Origin of the sequence: Agrobacterium larrymoorei (assembly GCF_037722385.1) — a bacterium.
Lineage (GTDB): Bacteria > Pseudomonadota > Alphaproteobacteria > Rhizobiales > Rhizobiaceae > Agrobacterium > Agrobacterium larrymoorei_C.
Genome location: NZ_JBBKAQ010000018.1, coordinates 157,589 through 176,691, shown reverse-complemented (window position 1 = coordinate 176,691; position 19,103 = coordinate 157,589). Strand labels below are relative to the sequence as shown.

The 19,103-nt window shown below is 59.5% G+C and carries 18 protein-coding genes; 11 read left to right on the top strand and 7 right to left on the bottom strand.

Going from position 1 to position 19,103, the window contains the following annotated elements; genetic code table 11:
* From WKI41_RS17190 to WKI41_RS17180, 3 genes are all read right to left on the bottom strand, one after another.
* Complete coding sequence (locus WKI41_RS17190) at positions 1-1,161, bottom strand: fumarylacetoacetate hydrolase family protein (RefSeq protein ID WP_340194686.1); 1,161 nt, start codon at positions 1,159-1,161, stop codon at positions 1-3.
* A 297-nt stretch (positions 1,162-1,458) separates the two neighbouring features.
* A complete protein-coding gene (locus WKI41_RS17185; protein ID WP_340194685.1) occupies positions 1,459-2,178 on the bottom strand; it encodes a FadR/GntR family transcriptional regulator in 720 nt (239 codons plus the stop codon).
* A 50-nt stretch (positions 2,179-2,228) separates the two neighbouring features.
* On the bottom strand, positions 2,229-3,674 hold the full coding sequence (locus tag WKI41_RS17180; RefSeq protein ID WP_340194684.1) for an FAD-binding oxidoreductase: 1,446 nt from the start codon (positions 3,672-3,674) through the stop codon (positions 2,229-2,231).
* A 154-nt stretch (positions 3,675-3,828) separates the two neighbouring features.
* Between WKI41_RS17180 and denD the strand changes: the two genes are divergently transcribed.
* The 5 genes from denD (at position 3,829) to WKI41_RS17155 (ending at position 8,839) form a co-directional block, all read left to right on the top strand.
* Positions 3,829-4,815 carry a D-erythronate dehydrogenase gene (denD, locus tag WKI41_RS17175; RefSeq protein ID WP_340194683.1) on the top strand — a complete coding sequence of 329 codons (987 nt, stop codon included), beginning with the start codon at positions 3,829-3,831 and terminating at the stop codon, positions 4,813-4,815.
* Positions 4,812-5,714 (top strand): NAD(P)-dependent oxidoreductase, encoded by a 903-nt coding sequence (locus WKI41_RS17170; protein WP_340194682.1) that lies wholly within the window; start codon positions 4,812-4,814, stop codon positions 5,712-5,714. Before denD ends, WKI41_RS17170 begins: the two co-directional genes overlap by 4 nt.
* Before the next feature lie 174 nt (positions 5,715-5,888).
* On the top strand, positions 5,889-7,322 hold the full coding sequence (locus tag WKI41_RS17165) for an aldehyde dehydrogenase family protein (protein ID WP_340194681.1): 1,434 nt from the start codon (positions 5,889-5,891) through the stop codon (positions 7,320-7,322).
* A 109-nt stretch (positions 7,323-7,431) separates the two neighbouring features.
* Positions 7,432-8,406, top strand: a complete 975-nt coding sequence (locus WKI41_RS17160) for a threonine ammonia-lyase (protein WP_340194838.1) — start codon at positions 7,432-7,434, stop codon at positions 8,404-8,406.
* Between the two features lie 34 nt (positions 8,407-8,440).
* Positions 8,441-8,839: a (R)-mandelonitrile lyase gene (locus WKI41_RS17155; RefSeq protein ID WP_340194680.1), complete on the top strand. Its 399-nt coding sequence runs from the start codon at positions 8,441-8,443 to the stop codon at positions 8,837-8,839.
* A gap of 16 nt (positions 8,840-8,855) precedes the next feature.
* On the opposite strand, the gene WKI41_RS17150 is transcribed toward WKI41_RS17155, so the two are convergent.
* On the bottom strand, positions 8,856-9,959 hold the full coding sequence (locus WKI41_RS17150) for an NAD(P)/FAD-dependent oxidoreductase (RefSeq protein ID WP_340194679.1): 1,104 nt from the start codon (positions 9,957-9,959) through the stop codon (positions 8,856-8,858).
* 225 nt (positions 9,960-10,184) lie between these two features.
* Between WKI41_RS17150 and WKI41_RS17145 the strand changes: the two genes are divergently transcribed.
* A complete protein-coding gene (locus WKI41_RS17145) occupies positions 10,185-10,328 on the top strand; it encodes a hypothetical protein (RefSeq protein WP_340194678.1) in 144 nt (47 codons plus the stop codon).
* Between the two features lie 7 nt (positions 10,329-10,335).
* On the opposite strand, the gene WKI41_RS17140 is transcribed toward WKI41_RS17145, so the two are convergent.
* Entirely contained in the window at positions 10,336-11,457 is a 1,122-nt protein-coding gene (locus tag WKI41_RS17140) for a cobalt-precorrin-5B (C(1))-methyltransferase (protein ID WP_340194837.1), read from the bottom strand.
* A gap of 91 nt (positions 11,458-11,548) precedes the next feature.
* On the opposite strand from WKI41_RS17140, the gene WKI41_RS17135 reads away from it, so the two are divergent.
* From WKI41_RS17135 to WKI41_RS17120, 4 genes are all read left to right on the top strand, one after another.
* Complete coding sequence (locus WKI41_RS17135; RefSeq protein ID WP_340194677.1) at positions 11,549-12,862, top strand: cobyrinate a,c-diamide synthase; 1,314 nt, start codon at positions 11,549-11,551, stop codon at positions 12,860-12,862.
* A gap of 115 nt (positions 12,863-12,977) precedes the next feature.
* Complete coding sequence (yghU, locus tag WKI41_RS17130; RefSeq protein WP_340194676.1) at positions 12,978-13,874, top strand: glutathione-dependent disulfide-bond oxidoreductase; 897 nt, start codon at positions 12,978-12,980, stop codon at positions 13,872-13,874.
* Between the two features lie 12 nt (positions 13,875-13,886).
* Entirely contained in the window at positions 13,887-14,264 is a 378-nt protein-coding gene (locus WKI41_RS17125) for a hypothetical protein (RefSeq protein ID WP_340194675.1), read from the top strand.
* Positions 14,265-14,373: 109 nt separating this feature from the next.
* Positions 14,374-15,624 carry a cytochrome-c peroxidase gene (locus WKI41_RS17120; protein WP_340194674.1) on the top strand — a complete coding sequence of 417 codons (1,251 nt, stop codon included), beginning with the start codon at positions 14,374-14,376 and terminating at the stop codon, positions 15,622-15,624.
* A gap of 38 nt (positions 15,625-15,662) precedes the next feature.
* Here WKI41_RS17120 and WKI41_RS17115 read toward each other — a convergent pair whose 3' ends face one another.
* The gene (locus WKI41_RS17115) at positions 15,663-17,075 is read right to left on the bottom strand and encodes an MFS transporter (RefSeq protein ID WP_340194673.1); all 1,413 of its coding nucleotides are present in this window, start codon (positions 17,073-17,075) and stop codon (positions 15,663-15,665) included.
* 111 nt (positions 17,076-17,186) lie between these two features.
* On the opposite strand from WKI41_RS17115, the gene WKI41_RS17110 reads away from it, so the two are divergent.
* Positions 17,187-17,804 (top strand): helix-turn-helix transcriptional regulator, encoded by a 618-nt coding sequence (locus WKI41_RS17110; protein ID WP_340194672.1) that lies wholly within the window; start codon positions 17,187-17,189, stop codon positions 17,802-17,804.
* Between the two features lie 70 nt (positions 17,805-17,874).
* Here the strand turns inward: WKI41_RS17110 and leuB are convergent, their stop codons facing one another.
* On the bottom strand, positions 17,875-18,981 hold the full coding sequence (gene leuB, locus WKI41_RS17105; protein ID WP_340194671.1) for a 3-isopropylmalate dehydrogenase: 1,107 nt from the start codon (positions 18,979-18,981) through the stop codon (positions 17,875-17,877).
* Positions 18,982-19,103 lie beyond the last annotated feature (122 nt).

Sequence of the window (19,103 nt, the reverse complement as noted above, 5' to 3'; positions counted from 1 at the left end):
TTATAGAAGCCCGCGCTTCGCGAGATTGCGCATCAACGCCGTCGTGCCGAAGGTCCATTCCGGGCAATCGGACGTGCTGGCCACCCAGTTGATCAACTTGCCCAATTTCGGGCTCGATATTTCCACCCGGTCTCCCTTGGCATGGGTGAAGCCGAGGCCTGGACCATGCCGATCCTTGACCGGAGCAAACATGGTGCCGAGGAAAAAGACGGCGCCGTCCGGGTACTGGTGATCGCGGTTCAGAAGCTGCGACACCAGATTTTCCGGCGTGCGGCTGATCGCCTGCATCGGGCTGACACCCGTCATGGTGAACCCATCTTCACCTTCGACGAGCAACGAAATCTGCGCCTGCTTGACATCGTCCAGTGTGAACTTGCCGTCGAACAGACGGATGAACGGACCGATCGAGCAGGAGGCGTTGTTATCCTTCGCCTTGCTGAGAAGCAGGGCGGAGCGTCCTTCGAAATCGCGCAGATTGACGTCGTTACCGAGCGCTGCACCGACAATGCGACCGTCAGAGGTGACGGCCAGCACGACTTCCGGCTCAGGATTATTCCATTGCGATTTCGGATGAACGCCGATCAAAGAGCCACAGCCGACCGAAGACATGGGCTGCGCCTTGGAGAAAATCTCCGCATCCGGGCCGATACCAACTTCCAGATATTGCGACCAGAGGCCCATTTCCTGCAGAAGGCGCTTGACCTCTGCAGCCTTCTCGGAGCCGGCTTCGACACCCTTGAGGCTATCGCCAAGCACCGGAGCGAGACGGCCGCGGATTTCCTGCGCGCGCTGCGGATCGCCCTTGGCCTGTTCTTCGATAACGCGTTCCAGCATGCTGTCGGCGAAGGTGACGCCAGCCGCCTTCACCGCCTGGATATCGTTCGGTGAAAGCAACTGTCCGGCCGAACCGTCGAGAAAGGCTTCGAAGGCGCCAAGCGCTGCAAACTGCAAGGTGTCCGAGAGACGATCGACAAGATCGTTCTTCTCCAAAAGTTCCGAGACGGTCGGCGCAAGCTTGGAGAGATCGTAGAGAACGCCATCCTTCAACAGGACGGGGCATGGGCCGTCTTCGCTCTTGGACCAGACGCGACCGACCAGGATGGCATCCTGATGGTCTTCCGGCAAAATTGCAGCAGCATCGACAGTCCTAGATCCGACCAAGCTTGATCCCTCCCATTTTCAGCACATCCGACCACTGCCTCCACAGCGACTGTATTGTCTGGATGTCTGACAACCTGAATACGTCAATCTTCTTAGTATGAGAAAAGGCCGTAGTCCAGCCTGCCAGACGCCGAATTTTAGCGGATGTCGCGCAAAACTGTGCAGCGGTCTTGCGATAACGACATGCGGGCAGGAGAAGGAACTAAAGCGTAAGGAGCGGATCTGAAAGATCGCGACTTGCTTTAGAGGAAATTCACAGCCCGTGGTGGGCAGATCCAATTGCACCGGTACGAAGGCTTATTCGTAAACTTCCATCTCGAGATTCAATCGCGCCGCCGCCCCGACGAGATGGGTGCGCATGGCAGCGCGCGCGGCGGGCGCGTCGCCCGCAGCAATGGCCTCGTAGATCGGCACATGCTCTTGGATGGTGGTTTCCAGGATTTCTCCGAAGACTGCGCGCGAAAAGGCGACCTTTATCGCCGAGCTGATCCGCTCGGCAATGAATCCGAGAAACATCGAGAAGTAATCGTTCTGCGTCGCCTCGGCCAAAGTGCGATGGAAATCGAGATCGGCGGGAATACCGTCCTTATCCCAATCCGGTGCATTACGCATATTGTTGAGCGCTGCTTCCAGCCTTTTCAACTGGTCCGGCGTGCGGTTGACGGCGGCCAGTCCCGCTGCCTCAATCTCCAACGGCAGACGCAACTGGAAGAGATCGCGGAATTTGTCGGGATCGGTAAGCTTGGAGCGCTCGATACGGATGGAGACGCGATGGCGCGGATCGCTGACGAAGGCCCCGACGCCTTGGCGCGTCTCGACTGCACCCTCATTGCGAAGCTGGGCAATGGCCTCGCGTACAACGGAACGGCTGACGCCGAACGTCTTGGACAACGCATGCTCGGTGGGCAGCTTATCGCCGGCTTTCAGCTTTCCATCATCGATCTCACGCGCAATCTCCGCGGCAATCCGGCCTGGAAGATGGTCGGTGCGGTGAATCTGGTTAAACTCCAGCGTCATGATGGCTCCCGGTAGACATGGACGCCGAAGAACGGCGCACTTTCATTCTTCTAGCTAGCCGCTTGTAGGGCAAGCTGGCAACCGGGATTCATGCGAAGCTCGGGATCGAAGGCCGCCTTCAGCCGCTCGATCATATCGCGCTGGACGGTGCCGAGACGGCTTTCGAAGTCATCCCGCTTCAAGCGACCGATACCGTGCTCTGCGCTGATACTACCGGCGTAGCGATCGAGTACCGCATTGACGATGACCTTGGCTTTATAGATGTAATGATCCCGCTCCTCACGCGCAGTGCCATTCGGCGGCAGCACGTTGAGATGGACATTGCCATCTCCAACATGGCCATAGGAAACTGCCAGGCATTCCGGCAGATCCTTTGCTAGCTCCGCCTCTGCTTCTGCAACGAACTCGGCGAGACGCGATAGCGGCACGGAAATGTCGGTGCGCATATGGGCGCCGCGTAGTGCCTGGCCCTCATTCATGCCTTCACGGAATAGCCAGAGTGACTGGGCTTGCGCACGCGAAGAGGCGATCACGCCATCCAGCACCAGCCCGTCTTCCATCACGCCCTCAAGGAAGCGGCTCATCAGGTCGCCGGTATCGACCAGACCGGAGCCCGAGATTTCCATCAGCACATAGGCGGCATAGTCGCCGGAAATTGGCATCTTCAGATCCGGAATGGCTTCCATGGCGAGTGTAAAGGCAACCGGCGGCATGAATTCGAAGGCCGACATCAGGTCGCAGCATTCTCGGCGCGCGCGGCGATAAAGCTTGATTGCGTCGTCCAGCGAGTTCAACCCGAGAAGAGCGGTCTCGACATGCTCGGGGTTGGGGTAAAGCTTGACCGAGACGGCGGTGATGATGCCAAGCGTTCCTTCCGCGCCGATGAAAAGCTGCTTGAGATCGATGCCGCGATTGTCCTTGCGAAGTGTGGAGAGCCCGTTCCAGATCGTCCCGTCCGGCAGGACGACTTCCAGACCGAGTACGAGTTCGCGCGTCATGCCATAGCGAAGCACATTGATGCCGCCAGCATTGGTCGAGACATTGCCGCCGATGCGGCACGAGCCCTGCGCGCCGAGCGACAGCGGGAAGAACATGCCCTTCTCCTGCACCGCGTCCTTGAATTCAGAGAGAATACAGCCGGCCTCCACGACGGCAGAAAAATCGTCCGTATCAATGGTTCGGACGGCATTCATGCGCTCGAGGCTGAGAACGATCTGGTGATCGGGCGCATCCGGAACGCCGCCAAGCACGAGGCCGGTGTTGCCGCCCTGTGGCACGATGGCAAGACCGAGTTCTGCGCAGAGCCTCACAGTCGAAGCGACCTCTTCCACATTGCGCGGACGAATGACGGCAACAGCGCTGCTGGACACATCGCCATGCCAGTCGCGGCAGTAGCGGACCATTTCCGTCGCGTCCGTCAGAACCAGCCCCTCGCCAAGTCTAGCCTTCAAGGAAGCTTGCAGCTCCTCGCGTGATTGCGCTTGAACCTTGAGCATCTGTCCTCTCGCCTCCACCCAGGCGGTGACGCTTCTTTGGCGTCTCCGCTCTTAAATTTTTCGGTTTTTCAAAATACTGTTTTCAAGCCAGTCATATAAGGTTATCAGACAACCTTACAAGTTAAATTTTCGGATGGTGTGGAGGAGACAGAAGATGCATATCGCGATTATCGGCGCAGCCGGAATGGTGGGGCGCAAGCTGGCCGAAAGGCTCGTTCGCGAAGGCAGCCTGAACGGCAGGAACATCGAGAAATTCACGCTGATCGATGTGTTTCAGCCGGAGCGCCCTGTGGGTTTCGAAGGCACAGTCGCAGCACGCGCAGCCGATCTGTCTGCGCCAGGGGAGGCCGAAACGCTGGTCGCCACCCGCCCTGATGTCATTTTCCATCTCGCGGCCATCGTTTCGGGCGAGGCTGAACTCGATTTCGACAAGGGCTACCGCATCAATCTGGACGGTACGCGTTATCTCTTCGACGCGATCCGCATTGCCAATGGGCAAGATGGCTACAAGCCGCGGGTGGTCTTCACCTCGTCGATCGCCGTCTTCGGCGCGCCACTCCCCTACCCGATCCCTGATGATTTCCACACCACGCCTCTGACGAGCTATGGCACGCAGAAGGCTATCTCCGAGCTGTTGCTCTCGGACTATACCAGGCGCGGTTTCTTCGAGGGCATCGGCATTCGCCTGCCGACAATCTGCATCCGCCCCGGAAAGCCGAATGCCGCTGCCTCCGGCTTCTTCTCCAATATCTTGCGCGAGCCGCTGGTCGGCCAGGAAGCCGTACTGCCTGTACCGGAAACCATCCGCCACTGGCACGCCTCGCCACGTTCAGCCGTCGGCTTCCTGCTGCACGGCGCAACCATCGATTCGGAGAAAGTCGGCGCACGCCGCAATCTCTCCATGCCGGGCCTGAGCGCCACGGTGGGCGAGCAGATCGAGGCACTGCGCAAGATTGCCGGCGAAAAGGCCGTCAGCCTCATCCGCCGCGAGCCCAATGAGATGATCATGCGCATGTGCGAAGGCTGGGCGCCTGGCTTCGAGGCGACGCGCGCGCGAGAACTGGGCTTTACAGCCGAGACGAACTTCGAAGAGATCATCAAGGTCCATATCGAAGACGAGCTGGGAGGTTCGCTGAAATGACCGGATCGGACAAAAAGAACCGCACCATCGCTTTCCTCGGCACCGGCCTGATGGGTGGCCCGATGGCGCGCAACCTTTTGAAAGCCGGCTTCACGGTGCGCGCTTGGAACCGCAGCACGGAGAAAGCCCAGGCACTGGTAGAGCATGGGGCGGTCCTCGCCACCTTACCCGTTGAGGCTGCAAAGGGTGCCGATATCGTCATCACCATGCTGAGCGATGGCAATGCAGTCGGCAACGTGCTGTTCGACATGGGCGTTGCCGAGGCGCTGGAAAAGGGCGCCATCGTCATCGACAGCAGCTCGATTGCCCCACCGATTGCGCGTGATCATTCGCAGAAGCTGAAAGCGCTCGGCATCGCTCATGTGGACGCACCGGTCTCCGGCGGCGTGCCCGGCGCAACCGCCGGCACGCTGGCGATCATGGCCGGTGGTGACGAGCCAACTGTGACAAGTCTTGGCGATGTCTTTTCTGCTATGGGCCGCCTGACCTATGTGGGACCATCCGGTGCAGGCCAGCTTTGCAAGCTCGCCAATCAGCAGATCGTCGCCATCACCATCGGTGCTGTGGCAGAAGCAATGATGCTGGTGGAAGCCGGCGGCGCATCGCGCGAAGGTTTCCGTAATGCCATCCGTGGTGGCTTTGCCGAAAGCCGCATTCTCGAGCTGCATGGCGAGCGCATGGTCAAGCGCAACTTCGTGCCCGGTGGGCCTTCGAAATTCCAGTTGAAGGATCTGAACGGCGTGTTGGCCACAGCGAAGGATCTCGATCTTGCCCTGCCTCTGACGGAAGAAGTAACCCGCGCTTTCGACACCTTTGTCAGCAACGGCGGCGCCGATATCGATCACAGCGGCCTGTTGCTGCATCTGGAACGGCTGAACAAGCGCGAGCATGAAGGCTGATTTAAAAAATCATACAATTAGGTGGTCGAACGCCTTTCGCGATGGGATGACATGACATAGGGTCACCGCCGACGTCGTCGCGCGCATCCGTGCGGCGTGACACCGCGCGGGAGAAAGGCAGTGCTTGAGCGCTGCCCGACCCCATAAATTTTAAGTTTTACAGGGAGTTCACCAATGACAATTCATCAAAACCTTATCGGCGGCGAATGGATCGGATCCGACACGTCGAAGAATATCAACCCATCCGACACCAACGAAGTCGTCGGTCTCTACGCCCAGGCTTCCGCTGACGACGCAAAGCAGGCTATCGCTGCAGCCAAGGCCGCTTTCCCAGCCTGGTCGCGCTCCGGCATTCTCGAGCGTCACGCCATCCTGAAGAAGACCGCCGACGAAATTCTCGCCCGCAAGGACGAGCTTGGCGCGCTTCTCGCCCGTGAAGAGGGCAAGGTTCTGGCCGAAGGCATCGGCGAGACGATCCGCGCAGCGCAAATTTTCGATTTCTTTGCCGGCGAAGCATTGCGCCTGGCGGGCGAAGTCATTCCATCGGCTCGCCCGAACATCGGCGTTGAAGTGACGCGCGAGCCGCTCGGCGTCATCGGCATCATCACGCCATGGAACTTCCCGATCGCTATTCCCGCCTGGAAGATTGCGCCAGCCCTTTGCTACGGCAACACAATCGTCTTCAAGCCTGCTGACCTCGTTCCCGGTTGCGCCTGGGCAATCGTCGATATCCTGCATCGCGCAGGCCTGCCCAAGGGCGTTTTGAACCTCGTTATGGGTCGCGGTTCTGTCGTCGGCCAGGCGATGCTCGACAGCCCGGATCTCGCCGGCATCACCTTCACCGGCTCCACCGGCACGGGCCAGCGAGTTGCCGCTTCGTCGCTGCCGTTCAACCGCAAGTTCCAGCTGGAAATGGGCGGCAAGAATCCCTTCGTCGTTCTCGATGATGCCGATCTTGGTGTGGCCGTGGAAGCGGCAGCCAACTCTGGCTTCTACTCCACCGGACAGCGTTGCACCGCCTCTTCGCGCATCATCGTCACCGAAGGCATTCACGACAAGTTCGTGGCAGCGCTTTCCGAGCGTCTGGCCAAGATCAATGTCGGCAACGCACTGTCCAAGGACACCCATGTCGGCCCGGTCGTCGATGAGAAGCAGTTGAAACAGGATTGCGATTACATCGAAATCGGAAAGAAGGAAGGCGCCAAGCTCGCCTTTGGCGGCGAGGTGCTGAAGCGCGAAACCCCCGGCTTCTTCCTGCAGCCGACGCTTTTCACCGAAGCCACCAACGACATGCGCATCTCGCGTGAAGAAATCTTTGGACCGGTCGCCTCCGTCATCCGCGTCAAGGATTATGACGAGGCTCTGGCCGTTGCCAACGACACGCCTTTCGGCCTGTCTTCCGGCATCGCCACCACCAGCCTGAAGCACGCCACCCACTTCAAGCGCAACGCGGAAGCCGGCATGGTCATGGTCAACCTGCCAACCGCTGGCGTCGATTTCCACGTGCCATTTGGCGGTCGCAAGGCGTCTTCCTTTGGTCCACGCGAGCAGGGGAAGTACGCCAACGAGTTCTTCACCACCGTGAAGACCGCCTACACCCTGGCTTAAATCGAAACGCAGACACGAAAATCCCCGGCTCCGACCGGGGATTTTTTTGACTTCACGTCGCAGCATTTGGCCCTATGGTAGGGCGATATTCGAATGACGTGAGACGATGATGACCGATATTGCGATGATCGAAGCGGCCCGCCAGCGCATGAATGGCGAGGCCATACGCACACCCTTGATGTCCTCCCCTTTTCTTGACGAGATTGCCGGCCGTAAGGTCCTGATCAAGCCGGAATGCCTGCAGCGCACCGGCTCCTTCAAGTTTCGTGGCGGCTGGTCGGCGGTCTCGGGCCTCGACCCGGAGGTACGAAAACGCGGCGTCATCGCTTTTTCCTCCGGTAATCACGCGCAAGGCGTCGCATTGGCGGCACGCATCCACGGCGTACCTGCCGTCATCATCATGCCGCGTGACGCACCAGCGATCAAAATCGAGAACACCAAAGCCTATGGCGCCGAGGTGGTGCTCTACGATCGCGCCAATGAAGACCGTGACGCAATCGGTGCCAAGCTGTCCGAAGAACGCGGCCTGACCTTGATCCGCCCTTATGACGAACCGCTGGTTATCGCCGGACAAGGAACAGTCGGGCTGGAGATTGCCGAGCAGTCGCAAGAGGCAGGTATCGAAAGGGCAGAGGTGCTGGTTTGTTGCGGTGGCGGTGGGCTGACGTCGGGTATCGCGCTTGCGCTGGAAGCAAAGGCGCCGGGCCTCAAGGTGCGAACGGCGGAACCCGAAGATTTTGACGACGTGGCGCGCTCGCTCGCTTCAGGAAAGATCGAAAGAAACGCGGCGCTGAGCGGCTCCATCTGCGACGCGATCGTTACGCCGCAGCCGGGCAACATCACCTTTCCGATCCTCAAGCGTCTCTGTGGTGCAGGCATTGCCGTTACCGAAGAGGAGGCGCTACGCGCCATGGTGCTCGCCTTCCAGCGCCTGAAGATTGTGGTGGAGCCGGGCGGTGCGGTGGCACTCGCAGCCGCCCTCTTCCATGGCGATGAATTGCAAACTGATACGGTGATCGCCATCGCATCCGGCGGCAATGTCGATCCCGCCATCATGGCGGATGTGCTGTCGAAATACGCCTGATCTTCACGAGTAAAACGAGACGAGGAACACGAGTATGGAAATCACCCGCGCAGGTAACAAACCGTCGGGCAAAGGCCCTGGCGATTACTTCACCGGAACAGTGCGCATCGACCCGCTGTTCAATCCGCACGATGCAGAACGCGTTCAGGGCGCGCAGGTGACTTTCGAACCGGGCGCCCGCACTGCTTGGCACACCCATCCACTTGGTCAAACACTAATCGTCACGTCCGGATCGGGATTGGTGCAGCGAGAAGGTGGGCCCATCGAGAAGATCGCGCCGGGGGACGTGGTCTGGTTCGCGCCTGGTGAGAAGCACTGGCACGGCGCATCGCCACAAACGGCTATGACCCATATCGCCATTCAGGAAGTAAAGGATGGCAAGGTCGTGGACTGGATGGAGCATGTCACGGATGCTCAGTACACGGGCGACTAACGACCGGTAAGGCGCGCTACACAGCAAGCCTTGCGACAACCTCATCCGCGATCGCCAGCGAGGCCGTCAGCCCTGGGCTTTCGATGCCGAAAAGATTGACGAGACCGGCAACGGCATGCTGCTCCGGCCCGTCGATGCGGAAATCCATCGCAGGCTCTGAAGGTCCGGAAATCTTGGGCCGTATGCCGGAATAGGCCGGCTGAAGCGCGTCATCCGGCAGGCCGGGCCAGTAGCGGCGGATAGCCTCGTCAAAGCCCGCTGACCGTTTCGGATCGACGGCGTAATCGATGCGGTCGATCCACTCAATATCGGGGCCGAATCGCGCCTGCCCGGCAATATCGAGCGTCAGATGGACGCCGAGGCCATGGGCATGCGGCGCGGGATAGATGAGCCGCGAAAACGGCGATCTGCCTTTCAGTGAGAAATAGGAACCCTTGGCATAATAGGCTTGCGGAATATGTGCCGCCGCTAGCCCCTCGATCGCACCAGCAACGTGAGGTGCCAGCAGACCGCCCGAATTGACAAGCATTCGGCAGGTCAGTTCTACCGGCTCACTGCCACCGACGAAGACCCGGAAGCCGTCGTCCTCCACGACCGCGCACACGAACGGTGCCCTGTAAGCGAGACTGCCCCCAGCGTCCTCCATGTCGCCGAGCAGTGCCAGCATATAGCCGTGGCTATCGATGATGCCGGTCATGGGTGACGACAAGGCCGCGTTGCAGGAGAGTGCCGGCTCGAGACGCCGAGCGTCCGAGGCGCTGATCAGATCCAGAACCTCGCAGCCATTATCGAGACCTCGGCGTTGCAAGTCTTCGATCAACGGAATTTCTGGCTCGTCCGTTGCCACGATCAGCTTGCCACAGCGCCGGTGTGCGACCCCATGGCTCTCGCAATAGTGATAAAGCTGCTTTCGCCCTTCGACACAGAGCCGCGCCTTCAGGCTGCCCTGCGGATAGTAAAGCCCGGCATGGATCACCTCGCTGTTTCGCGAGGAGGTCGCGCCACCAAATTCGCTTTCTTTTTCAAGGACGATGACGGAGTGGCCAGCACGAGCAAGTACCCGCCCTATCGCAAGGCCGATGACGCCTGCCCCTATGATGATCGCATCGATATCCGCCAAGTTTGCGCCTTCTTATGCTTGAACCGAAACACCAATCGCACGTTAAGGAATCGTGAATGCGGTAGATCGGACCTTGTTGGGAGGCAAGTCACGACCAGTATTTTCCCCGCAAGACCAATCTTATGGAAATTTGTGCCTACTTGAACCCGTGTGAATAGCGATATCCTCAGTGTCATGATCCCGCAGATCGGCGGTACCGATTTTTGGACGAAAATGGAGGGTGCGATGTCTTATTCCAAAGCAGGAAAAGCAAGAGATTTCACGCCGTCGAACGCGCCGCATCGCGGCTGGCAGGCGTCGATCCACACAGCGCTCGTAGGGATCTGCTTCGCTTTCGTCGCAGCCGTCATCTTCGGTCTCGTGCCTTGATGAGGCTTTAGCCAAGCGGCCCAACAGGATAAGGGAACGGTTGATTGGATGGTGTTGGCGCGGTGCGTCCCTTGAGGTTGCCATCACGATCGAACACCAGAACATCCAGCGCAATATCCTCCCGGCCGAGTGCCGAAGCTGCTGTCGCCCAGGCCTTTTGTGCAACGACCCGTCCCAGATCTATCCCCGCAACCTCAGCCAGCTGAAAGGCATGAGCCACCATGTTGGCCTGTCGGATAGCGGATGAAAGCTGACCCGTTGCACCTGCCTCTTGCGCCAAGTTTGCCAGCGCCTCCAGATCCGCCAGCCCGCGCTTGGAATGCACATCCAGCATCCCTTGCGCCAGCTTTGTCATCTTCGCGACCCCGCCTGCGACCGTCACTCTGAGGACCGGATGGCTTTTCAGATATTTCAGCATGCCCCCGACGAAATCGCCCATATCGATGAGCGCCGTCTCAGGTAGGCCGTAGAACGCCTGACCCGCCTTTTCCGACACATCGCCGGTTGCACCCAAGAGATGGGGAAGTCCTTCTGCCCGCGCGACATCGATTCCGCGCCAGATCGAGTGGATCCAGGCCGAACAGGAAAAGGGGATGACAATACCAGTGGTGCCGAGGATCGAGAGGCCGCCGACGATGCCAAGACGGCCATTCAACGTCCTCTCCGCAAGAATCTCCCCGTCGCGCACGGAAATTTCCACCTCGAAATCTGCGTCACCCCCTGCCACCTCATGGATTGCCGACGTAATCATCTGGCGCGGCACGGGATTGATCGCTGGCTCTCCAACCGAAAGCGGCAGACCTGGCCGGGTGACGGTACCCACGCCCCTGCCCGCCTTGAAGCTGATGCCACTTCCCTTCACCGTTCTGCGCAATGTGCTTTCGATCAGCGCGCCGTGGGTCACATCCGGATCGTCGCCAGCATCCTTGACGATGCCTGCGCGGGCGAACCCATCGCCCTTCTCTTCTGTTGCCAAAGCAAAGGCCGGTCGGGAGCCATTTGGAAGTTCGACATCGACAAGATCAGGAAAGGAACCGGTCAAAAGCGCCTGGCAGGCGGCCTTTGTCGCTGCGGCAGCGCAGGTGCCGGTGGTCCAGCCACGTCGAAGGTTTTTGCCATCCGTTTCCATGAATATCCTATAGACCTTGCAGCGTGAGCCGTCATCGTTAAACAACAGACCGATCAAACTATCGAAAGCGCCTGGAGCCGAGAATTCTGCCATGACAGCAAAAGCCATCATCATCGGCGCGCCCCGCTCCGGCTCCGGCAAGACCAGCGTTACCATCGGTCTGCTGCGCGCTTTTGCCCGCCGCGGCGTGAAGGTCCGCGGCATCAAGACCGGGCCGGATTATATCGATCCCGGCTTTCATGCAGTCGCAACCGGAACGCCTGGTCTCAACCTCGATAGCTGGGCAATGCAGCCCGATCTGCTACGCCATCTCATGACGCAACAGGCTGATGGCGCGGACCTGTTGCTCATCGAAAGTGCAATGGGCCTGTTTGACGGTATCGCCGTCGCCGACAATCGCACCGGTTCGGCCGCCGATCTGGCGCGTCTGTTTGACATCCCCGTGCTGCTGGTGCTGGATGTATCCGGCCAGTCGCAAACTGCGGCCGCGATGGCGCATGGCTTTGCCCATTACGATCCGGCGGTGAAGATGGCCGCCGTAATTCTAAACCGCGCGGGCAGCGAGCGCCACCGCACGCTCTGCACCGAGGCCATCGAGAAAATCGGCCTTCCTGTTTCCGGCTGCGTCATGCGCGACCCGTCGCTCACCTTGCCCGAACGGCATCTCGGTCTGGTGCAGGCGAGCGAACATCCGCAAATCGACGCCCATATCGAAAGACTGGCCGATACGATGGAGCGCGCCATCGACCTCGATGCGCTGCTTGCTCTGGCCATGCCGATCGACTTGGCTGAGGGATCGTTGGACGCGGGAATTTCCCCGCCCGGCCAGCGCATCGCCTTGGCCGAGGACGCAGCCTTTACCTTCCTTTACCCGCATCTGAAGAAGCAATGGCGAGAGGCGGGTGCCGAGATCATCCCCTTCTCGCCGCTTGCGGATGAAGGCCCGGATGCCTCCTGCGATATTTGCTGGCTGCCCGGCGGTTACCCGGAGCTTTTCGCAGGAGAGCTTTCAGCCGCCTCGCGCTTCAAAGCGTCGCTTGCCTCGTTTTCGCAGACCAAGCCGGTTCACGGCGAATGCGGTGGCTATATGGTGCTGGGAGAAGCACTGGAGGATGCAAGCGGCGTAACACATGTCATGACTGGGCTGCTGTCTCACGCCACCAGCTTTGCTAAACGGAAAATGAACCTGGGTTACCGTCAGGCAAGGATTGTCGAGACCGGCCCGCTCGGCAAAGCCGGCGATGTTCTGCGCGGGCATGAGTTCCATTATGCCAGCGTCACGCATCGCGGCATTGACCAGCCTTTTGCCGAAATTGCCGATGGTCTCGGCAAGCCGCTTGGCCCGTCCGGCGGCAGGCGCGGCCTCGTCAGCGGAACATTTTTCCACGCGATCGCAAAGGCTTAGCAGGTTCTTTTTCTCAAGACTGAGGTTCCGTTCGTCCTGAGAGTGGAGGAAAGACTTTGCATTTCCTATATTGCTGAAACACAGCATCCCCCACCTGAAACAAGGACGGATCTTCATGACCGACAAGTCTCCTGAAAACAACTTTCCTGCAGGCTACCAGCCGCCAGAGGTTTGGCAGTGGGAAAAGGGCAATGGCGGCGCCTTCGCCAATATCAACCGGCCAATTGCTGGACCGACCCATGAGAAGGAACTGCCGGTCGGCAAGCATCCGCTGCAGCTTTATTCACTCGCGACCCCAAATGGTCAGAAGGTCGGTATTCTTCTGGAAGAGCTTCTGGCAGCCGGTCACTCAGGCGCGGAATATGATGCCTGGCTGATCAAGATCGGTGATGGCGACCAGTTCGGTTCAGGCTTCGTTGCCGCTAATCCGAACTCGAAGATCCCGGTCATGGTCGATCATTCCACACCCGAACCGACGCGCGTTTTCGAAAGCGGCTCCATCCTGCTTTATCTCGCGGAAAAATTCGGCGCCTTCCTGCCGAAAGAGCATAAGGCCCGCACCGAAGCGCTGAACTGGCTGTTCTGGCAGATGGGTTCGGCCCCGTTCCTGGGCGGCGGCTTCGGCCACTTCTACGCCTATGCTCCGATCCATATCAAATACGCGATCGACCGCTTCGCCATGGAGGCCAAGCGTCAGATGGACGTGCTCGATCGCCATCTCGCCGAGAACCGCTACATGGCAGGCGATGAATACTCGATCGCCGATATCGCCATCTGGCCCTGGTATGGCAACCTGGCGCGCGGACAGTCCTACCCGAATGCTGAAGTGTTCCTGGAAACAGCAAGCTACAAGAATGTGAAGCGCTGGGCCGATGAAATTGCCGAGCGTCCTGCCGTCAAACGCGGTCGCATGGTCAACAAGGCTTCCGGTGATCCCTCAGAACAGCTACATGAGCGTCATGACGCGTCCGATTTCGACACCAAGACGCAGGACAAGATCGGCAAGAGCTGAAGGATAGACGAAATGGCGAACCTGCCCGACATGACCAAACATCGTGGTTTTCCATCCGGCATGCCGGGCACAGGCGTCCAGTTCACCATACGCCGCGCCAATCCGCGCGGCGTGACACCTATCAAGCAACTGCCGCGCAAGGCGCGACCCGGCACGCCGGAACATCGCATCGATGGGGCCTTCCTGCATGCGCTCTGGCACCATTTCGGCGCAGAACCCTTCGAGCGCGGCAATCTCGATGCCGCCCGTCTCAGCCTGCTCTTCGGCCGTGAAGTTCTCCCGGCCGAGAAGTATTTCGATCCGCTCTCCTATGAGGCGATGCTGGTGATCGACGAGCGCGTGGCGCGCCAGAGTTTTCCGGAATCCTTCGAGGATTACTTCGACGTTTGAAATCCCATAGCGACCTGCGGCAAAGTGGAGAGCTTGAAGAAAGTTTCTGTGCGCGGCGGAAAGAAGATGGTATAGAGCCACCGGTTTTATCTTTTCCGGCGTCGCTGACATGGTCAGGCAGTTTACTCAATTTCTCGCCGCATCGGCGCTTATCCTTTTGCCCGTGGCGATAGGCCTCGGAAGCACCGCCCATGGCGGCACCGACTATCCGACGCTAGAGAAACTTGGCGACGCACTGTTTCACGACGCCAATCTGTCGATGAACAGGACGGTGTCCTGTTCCACCTGCCATACCTCCGCCAATGGCTTCACCGATATCCGCGACACAGAAAAGGTGGGCCATGCAGTCTCGCTTGGTGATGACGGCACGTCGCTCGGCGATCGTAACGCGCCGACGGCAACTTACGCCAAATTCTCTCCGCCCTTCGGCAAGGACGCAGACGGAAACTATATCGGTGGCCAGTTCTGGGATGGACGCGCCGCTACGCTGGAGGATCAGGCCGGCGGCCCGCCGCTGAACCCAATCGAAATGGGGATGGCCGATAAAGGCAGCGTGGTAAAGCGGCTGAAAGAAAATCCCGACTACGTGACCGCCTTTGCAAGCCACTTTGGACCGAACATATTCGAGAACGACGAGCAAGCCTTTGCCGCCATGGGTAAGGCGCTGGCGGCCTACGAGCGCTCCGATGCCCTTTCCACCTTCGATTCCAAATATGACCGCTTCCTGCGCGGCGAGGAAAAGCTGACGGATCAGGAAGAACTCGGCCGCGTGCTGATGTCGTCCACGCAGTTCACCAACTGCAACACCTGCCACACGATCAAGGGTGACCACGGCCTTTCGGATGGCGTCTTCACCAACCACAAATATTTCAACATCGGCGTCCCGGCCAACAGACTAGCCCGCGCAGCCAATGGGTCGAAGCCCGATGCTGTCGATCTCGGTCTGGCGCAAAACCCGGCAGTCGGCGACGATCCGGCTCAGCGCGGCAAGTTCAAGGTGCCGTCGCTCCGCAACATCGCAGTCACCGGCCCTTACATGCACAACGGCGTGTTCAAGGATCTGCGCACCGTTGTGCTGTTCTATGTGAAGTACAAGAGCAAGAAGCCGAGCCGCCAGATCAACCCGGAAACCGGCGAGAAATGGGATGCGCCGGAGGTTGCGGACAACATCGCCATGGAAGAACTGACGTCCGCCCCGGCACTCGACGACAAACGCGTCGATGCCATCGTGGCCTTCCTCAAGACGCTTACCGACAAGCGCTACGAACCGCTGCTTGCCAAGGGCGAGAACATCGGACGCCCGGAAGATCCGACCGTCCACGCAATCTCTGCAAAGCCTGCCGATACCGAGAAAAATTAAGCCGTCCTAAACACTCAGAGGCTTCGCTTCAGCATCGATCAATCGTTACCGCCTACTCGCGCTCCGTACCGTGGCTCCGGCAATGAGAAGGCCGCGAACGCCGCCAGAACCGCTGGCAAGGCAAAGAGCATGAAGAGCCACGTCGCAGCAGATGCTGCACCCTCGACGCCGCCGGGGCTCACTAGCCCGGTGCTGTTGACGATCACGCCGGAAAGAGCCGCGCCAAAAGCGCTGCCGAGAGACTGTACGGTGGTGATGCCAGCCGATGCCTTGTCTTTCTCGTCAGGCTCGGCGAGATGCAGAATACGGGTCACGAGATGCGCCCAACCAAGCCCAACGCCGAAGCCCATGCCGAAGATCAGAAAAGCGGCTGCGCTGACCATAAGCACGTCCCCAGCGGGATTGAGCCTTGCCAGCGTCACCAGAATGGCGCCGACAAGGATGGAGCGGCGCATCGCCTTGCCGGTGAAATCACTGCATGTGAAGGCGGCTACGGTCCAGCCGAGCGCCACGAGGGCAACGATGTAGCCCGAGATCAACGGCGTTACGTTGTGTAAGGTCTGGAGGAAATACGGGATGTAAATGTCGCAGGTCAGCGCCGCCAGTAGCATGAACATCGCAGCATAAACACGCGCGATCGGCATCGATAGAAGAGTGCCGCCGCGCGGCAGGATACGCAACATCGCCCGTCGTTCGACAAACAGAAGTGCTGCAATGGCGGTGAGAGCGCCAACAACAAGCCAAGTGCGAGCGCCGATCTCTTCGGCGGTGCTGGCAAAACTGACCAGCAGAAGCGAAGCGGACAGCAGGATCATCTGCTTTAGCGGTGCCTTCGTCTCCGTCCGGTCGTCAACGCCGACCGGCAGCAGCCACGGCGCCAGAAGTCCCATGACGAGTGCGAAGGGGACGATGATCGCGAAAGCATGTCGCCATGCGCGGCCCTCGGCGAAGAAGCCACCAAGTGTCGGCCCGATGAAGGTCGAGATGCCCCAGATCGCGGCGTAAAGCGTCGTTGCCTTGTTCCATAGAGACTCGGGATAGACATAGCGAATGAAAGCATAGCCTAGTGTTGCCAACGTCCCGGCCCCAAAGCCCTGCACGGCGCGCCCGGCAAGGACGATCTCCATGGTCGGGGCCACGGCGCAGATCGCCGAGCCGAGAAGAAACAGGACCGCACCGACGCTGTAGGTCCGATTGAGGCTAAGACCACGTGGACGGATGGCGATAAACACCGAGCCTAGCACAGAGGCCGTCACGTAGAGCGTCGTCACCCAAGCGAAGAGGGGCAGGCCACCAATATCACGCACGACGGACGGCATGATCGTGGCCGTCACGTAGGTCTCGATCGCATAAAGCGCAATGCCACCGGAGAGCATCAGACTTGCTCCCAGATGCCGGGCGGAAAAGAGGGTCCAAAGGCTGGTTGATGAAGGGGCGTCCGAAGAATACATGATCGAATTTCCGATAAAAGGCCGTTGCAAATTTGGCGGCATGGAATTATCCAAGTTATATCTTGGAAATTACACCCGCAGATAAATTAAGCAAGCGGCAGGATAGACAAAATGCGCCCTTCTCCCCGTGACAGGCTCCTCTATCTGTTGAAGACCGAAGGCCCGAAAGCCACGTCAGAGCTAAGCGAAGTTCTTGGCCTGACGGGCGAAGCCGCGCGCCAGCAGCTTGCCAAACTCGCCGATGAAGGATTGGTGGAAAGCATTTTACAGCCCGCGATCGGGCGGGGACGGCCGCGCCAGACCTGGCGCCTGACCAGCGCGGGCCATCGCGAATTTCCAGATGGTCATGCCGACGTCGCGGTTTCACTCATCGAAGCGATCGGCAGCGAGCTTGGCGAGGATGCGCTCGAAACGATCATTACAGCCCGGGAGCGCAAGACAGAGGCGACTTACGGCGCGGCACTCCTCGGCGCCCAAACGCTGGACGAGCGTGTCGCGCGGCTCTCAGCATTGCGGGTCGCGGAGGGCTACATGGCAAGCTGGTGGCAGGAACAGGATGGACACTTCATCCTCGTCGAAAACCACTGTCCGATATGCGCCGCCGCAACCGCTTGCCGTGGCTTTTGTCGGTCGGAGATCGATATTTTCAGAGCTGTGCTGGGTGCACCGGTGGAGAGGACCGAACACATGCTACAGGGTGCGAGACGGTGCGCGTACCGGATCGGTTAGCGCAAGTTCCCGACCTCGCAAGAGTGGCGCCAGAGCAAAGCTCGGGCGCAACAAAACCACAAAGACGTTCTTACAGAGCCTTGAATTCCGCCAGAACCGCATCGCCCATTTCCGACGTGCTGACCTGGCGCGCGCCGGCCGCCATGATGTCGGCGGTGCGGATGCCTTTCTCCAGCACATTGGCAATCGCCGTTTCCAGCTTCGTGGCATCGTCCACCATGTTGAAGGAATAACGCAGGCACATGGCGAAGGAAGCGATCATCGCGATCGGGTTGGCAATACCTTGGCCGGCAATATCCGGGGCGGAGCCGTGAACCGGCTCGTACATGGCCTTGCGCTTACCGGTCTTGGCATCAGGCGCGCCGAGAGACGCGGATGGCAGCATGCCGAGCGACCCTGTCAACATGGCCGCGACGTCGGAGAGCATGTCGCCGAAGAGATTGTCGGTGACGATGACGTCGAACTGCTTGGGCTTGCGCACCAGCTGCATGCCACCGGCATCGGCCAGCATATGCTCCAGTTGCACATCCTTGTACTTTGCCGCATGCGTTTCAGTGACAACCTGGTTCCACAGGACGCCGGACTTCATGACGTTGCGCTTTTCCATGGAGCAGACACGGTTGCCGCGCGTGCGCGCCAGTTCAAAGGCGACGCTGGCGATACGCTCAATTTCGAAAGTATCGTAGATCTGCGTGTCGATCCCGCGCTTCTGGCCGTTGCCGAGGTCGATGATCTGCTTCGGCTCGCCGAAATACACGCCGCCCGTCAACTCGCGAACGATGAGAATGTCGAGGCCCTCAACCAATTCCGGCTTCAGCGACGAGGCAGAGGCCAGCGCCGGATAGCAGATGGCTGGGCGGAGGTTCGCGAAAAGCTCGAGATCCTTGCGCAGGCGCAGCAGGCCCGCTTCCGGACGAACTTCATAAGGCACGCCATCCCACTTCGGTCCGCCGACCGCGCCGAAGAGAATGGCGTCAGCTGCAAGCGCCTTTTCCATATCCGCGTCGGAAATCGCCACACCATGCGCATCGTAAGCGCAACCACCAACAAGACCTTCCTGGACCGTGAAGCCGGCATTCTTCTCGCTGTTCATGTAATCGATCAGCTTGCGAACCTCGGCCATGGCCTCTGGGCCAATACCGTCGCCGGGCAACAGGAAGAGCGAGCGCACAGTCATGAAATCCTCCTTGGGCGCTTAATGAAAAGCGCGCGTCAAAACGTGGTTTGCAATGCCGAAAGCCTGCAAGATGCGGGCTTCTTAACGCTCGACCTGAAGCATTTCAAGCAAAGCAAAAGCCG

Excerpts from the sequence above, each read along its gene's own strand:
- WKI41_RS17120 (WP_340194674.1), top strand. The coding sequence starts at position 14,374 with ATGGTCAGGCAGTTTACTCAATTTCTCGCCGCATCGGCGCTTATCCTT.
- WKI41_RS17135 (WP_340194677.1), top strand. The coding sequence starts at position 11,549 with ATGACAGCAAAAGCCATCATCATCGGCGCGCCCCGCTCCGGCTCCGGC.
- yghU (WP_340194676.1), top strand. The coding sequence starts at position 12,978 with ATGACCGACAAGTCTCCTGAAAACAACTTTCCTGCAGGCTACCAGCCG.
- WKI41_RS17115 (WP_340194673.1), bottom strand. The coding sequence starts at position 17,075 with ATGTATTCTTCGGACGCCCCTTCATCAACCAGCCTTTGGACCCTCTTT.
- WKI41_RS17140 (WP_340194837.1), bottom strand. The coding sequence starts at position 11,457 with ATGGAAACGGATGGCAAAAACCTTCGACGTGGCTGGACCACCGGCACC.
- WKI41_RS17160 (WP_340194838.1), top strand. The coding sequence starts at position 7,432 with ATGACCGATATTGCGATGATCGAAGCGGCCCGCCAGCGCATGAATGGC.
- WKI41_RS17170 (WP_340194682.1), top strand. The coding sequence starts at position 4,812 with ATGACCGGATCGGACAAAAAGAACCGCACCATCGCTTTCCTCGGCACC.
- WKI41_RS17180 (WP_340194684.1), bottom strand. The coding sequence starts at position 3,674 with ATGCTCAAGGTTCAAGCGCAATCACGCGAGGAGCTGCAAGCTTCCTTG.
- WKI41_RS17155 (WP_340194680.1), top strand. The coding sequence starts at position 8,441 with ATGGAAATCACCCGCGCAGGTAACAAACCGTCGGGCAAAGGCCCTGGC.
- WKI41_RS17165 (WP_340194681.1), top strand. The coding sequence starts at position 5,889 with ATGACAATTCATCAAAACCTTATCGGCGGCGAATGGATCGGATCCGAC.
- WKI41_RS17110 (WP_340194672.1), top strand. The coding sequence starts at position 17,187 with ATGCGCCCTTCTCCCCGTGACAGGCTCCTCTATCTGTTGAAGACCGAA.
- WKI41_RS17125 (WP_340194675.1), top strand. The coding sequence starts at position 13,887 with ATGGCGAACCTGCCCGACATGACCAAACATCGTGGTTTTCCATCCGGC.
- WKI41_RS17185 (WP_340194685.1), bottom strand. The coding sequence starts at position 2,178 with ATGACGCTGGAGTTTAACCAGATTCACCGCACCGACCATCTTCCAGGC.
- leuB (WP_340194671.1), bottom strand. The coding sequence starts at position 18,981 with ATGACTGTGCGCTCGCTCTTCCTGTTGCCCGGCGACGGTATTGGCCCA.
- WKI41_RS17145 (WP_340194678.1), top strand. The coding sequence starts at position 10,185 with ATGTCTTATTCCAAAGCAGGAAAAGCAAGAGATTTCACGCCGTCGAAC.
- denD (WP_340194683.1), top strand. The coding sequence starts at position 3,829 with ATGCATATCGCGATTATCGGCGCAGCCGGAATGGTGGGGCGCAAGCTG.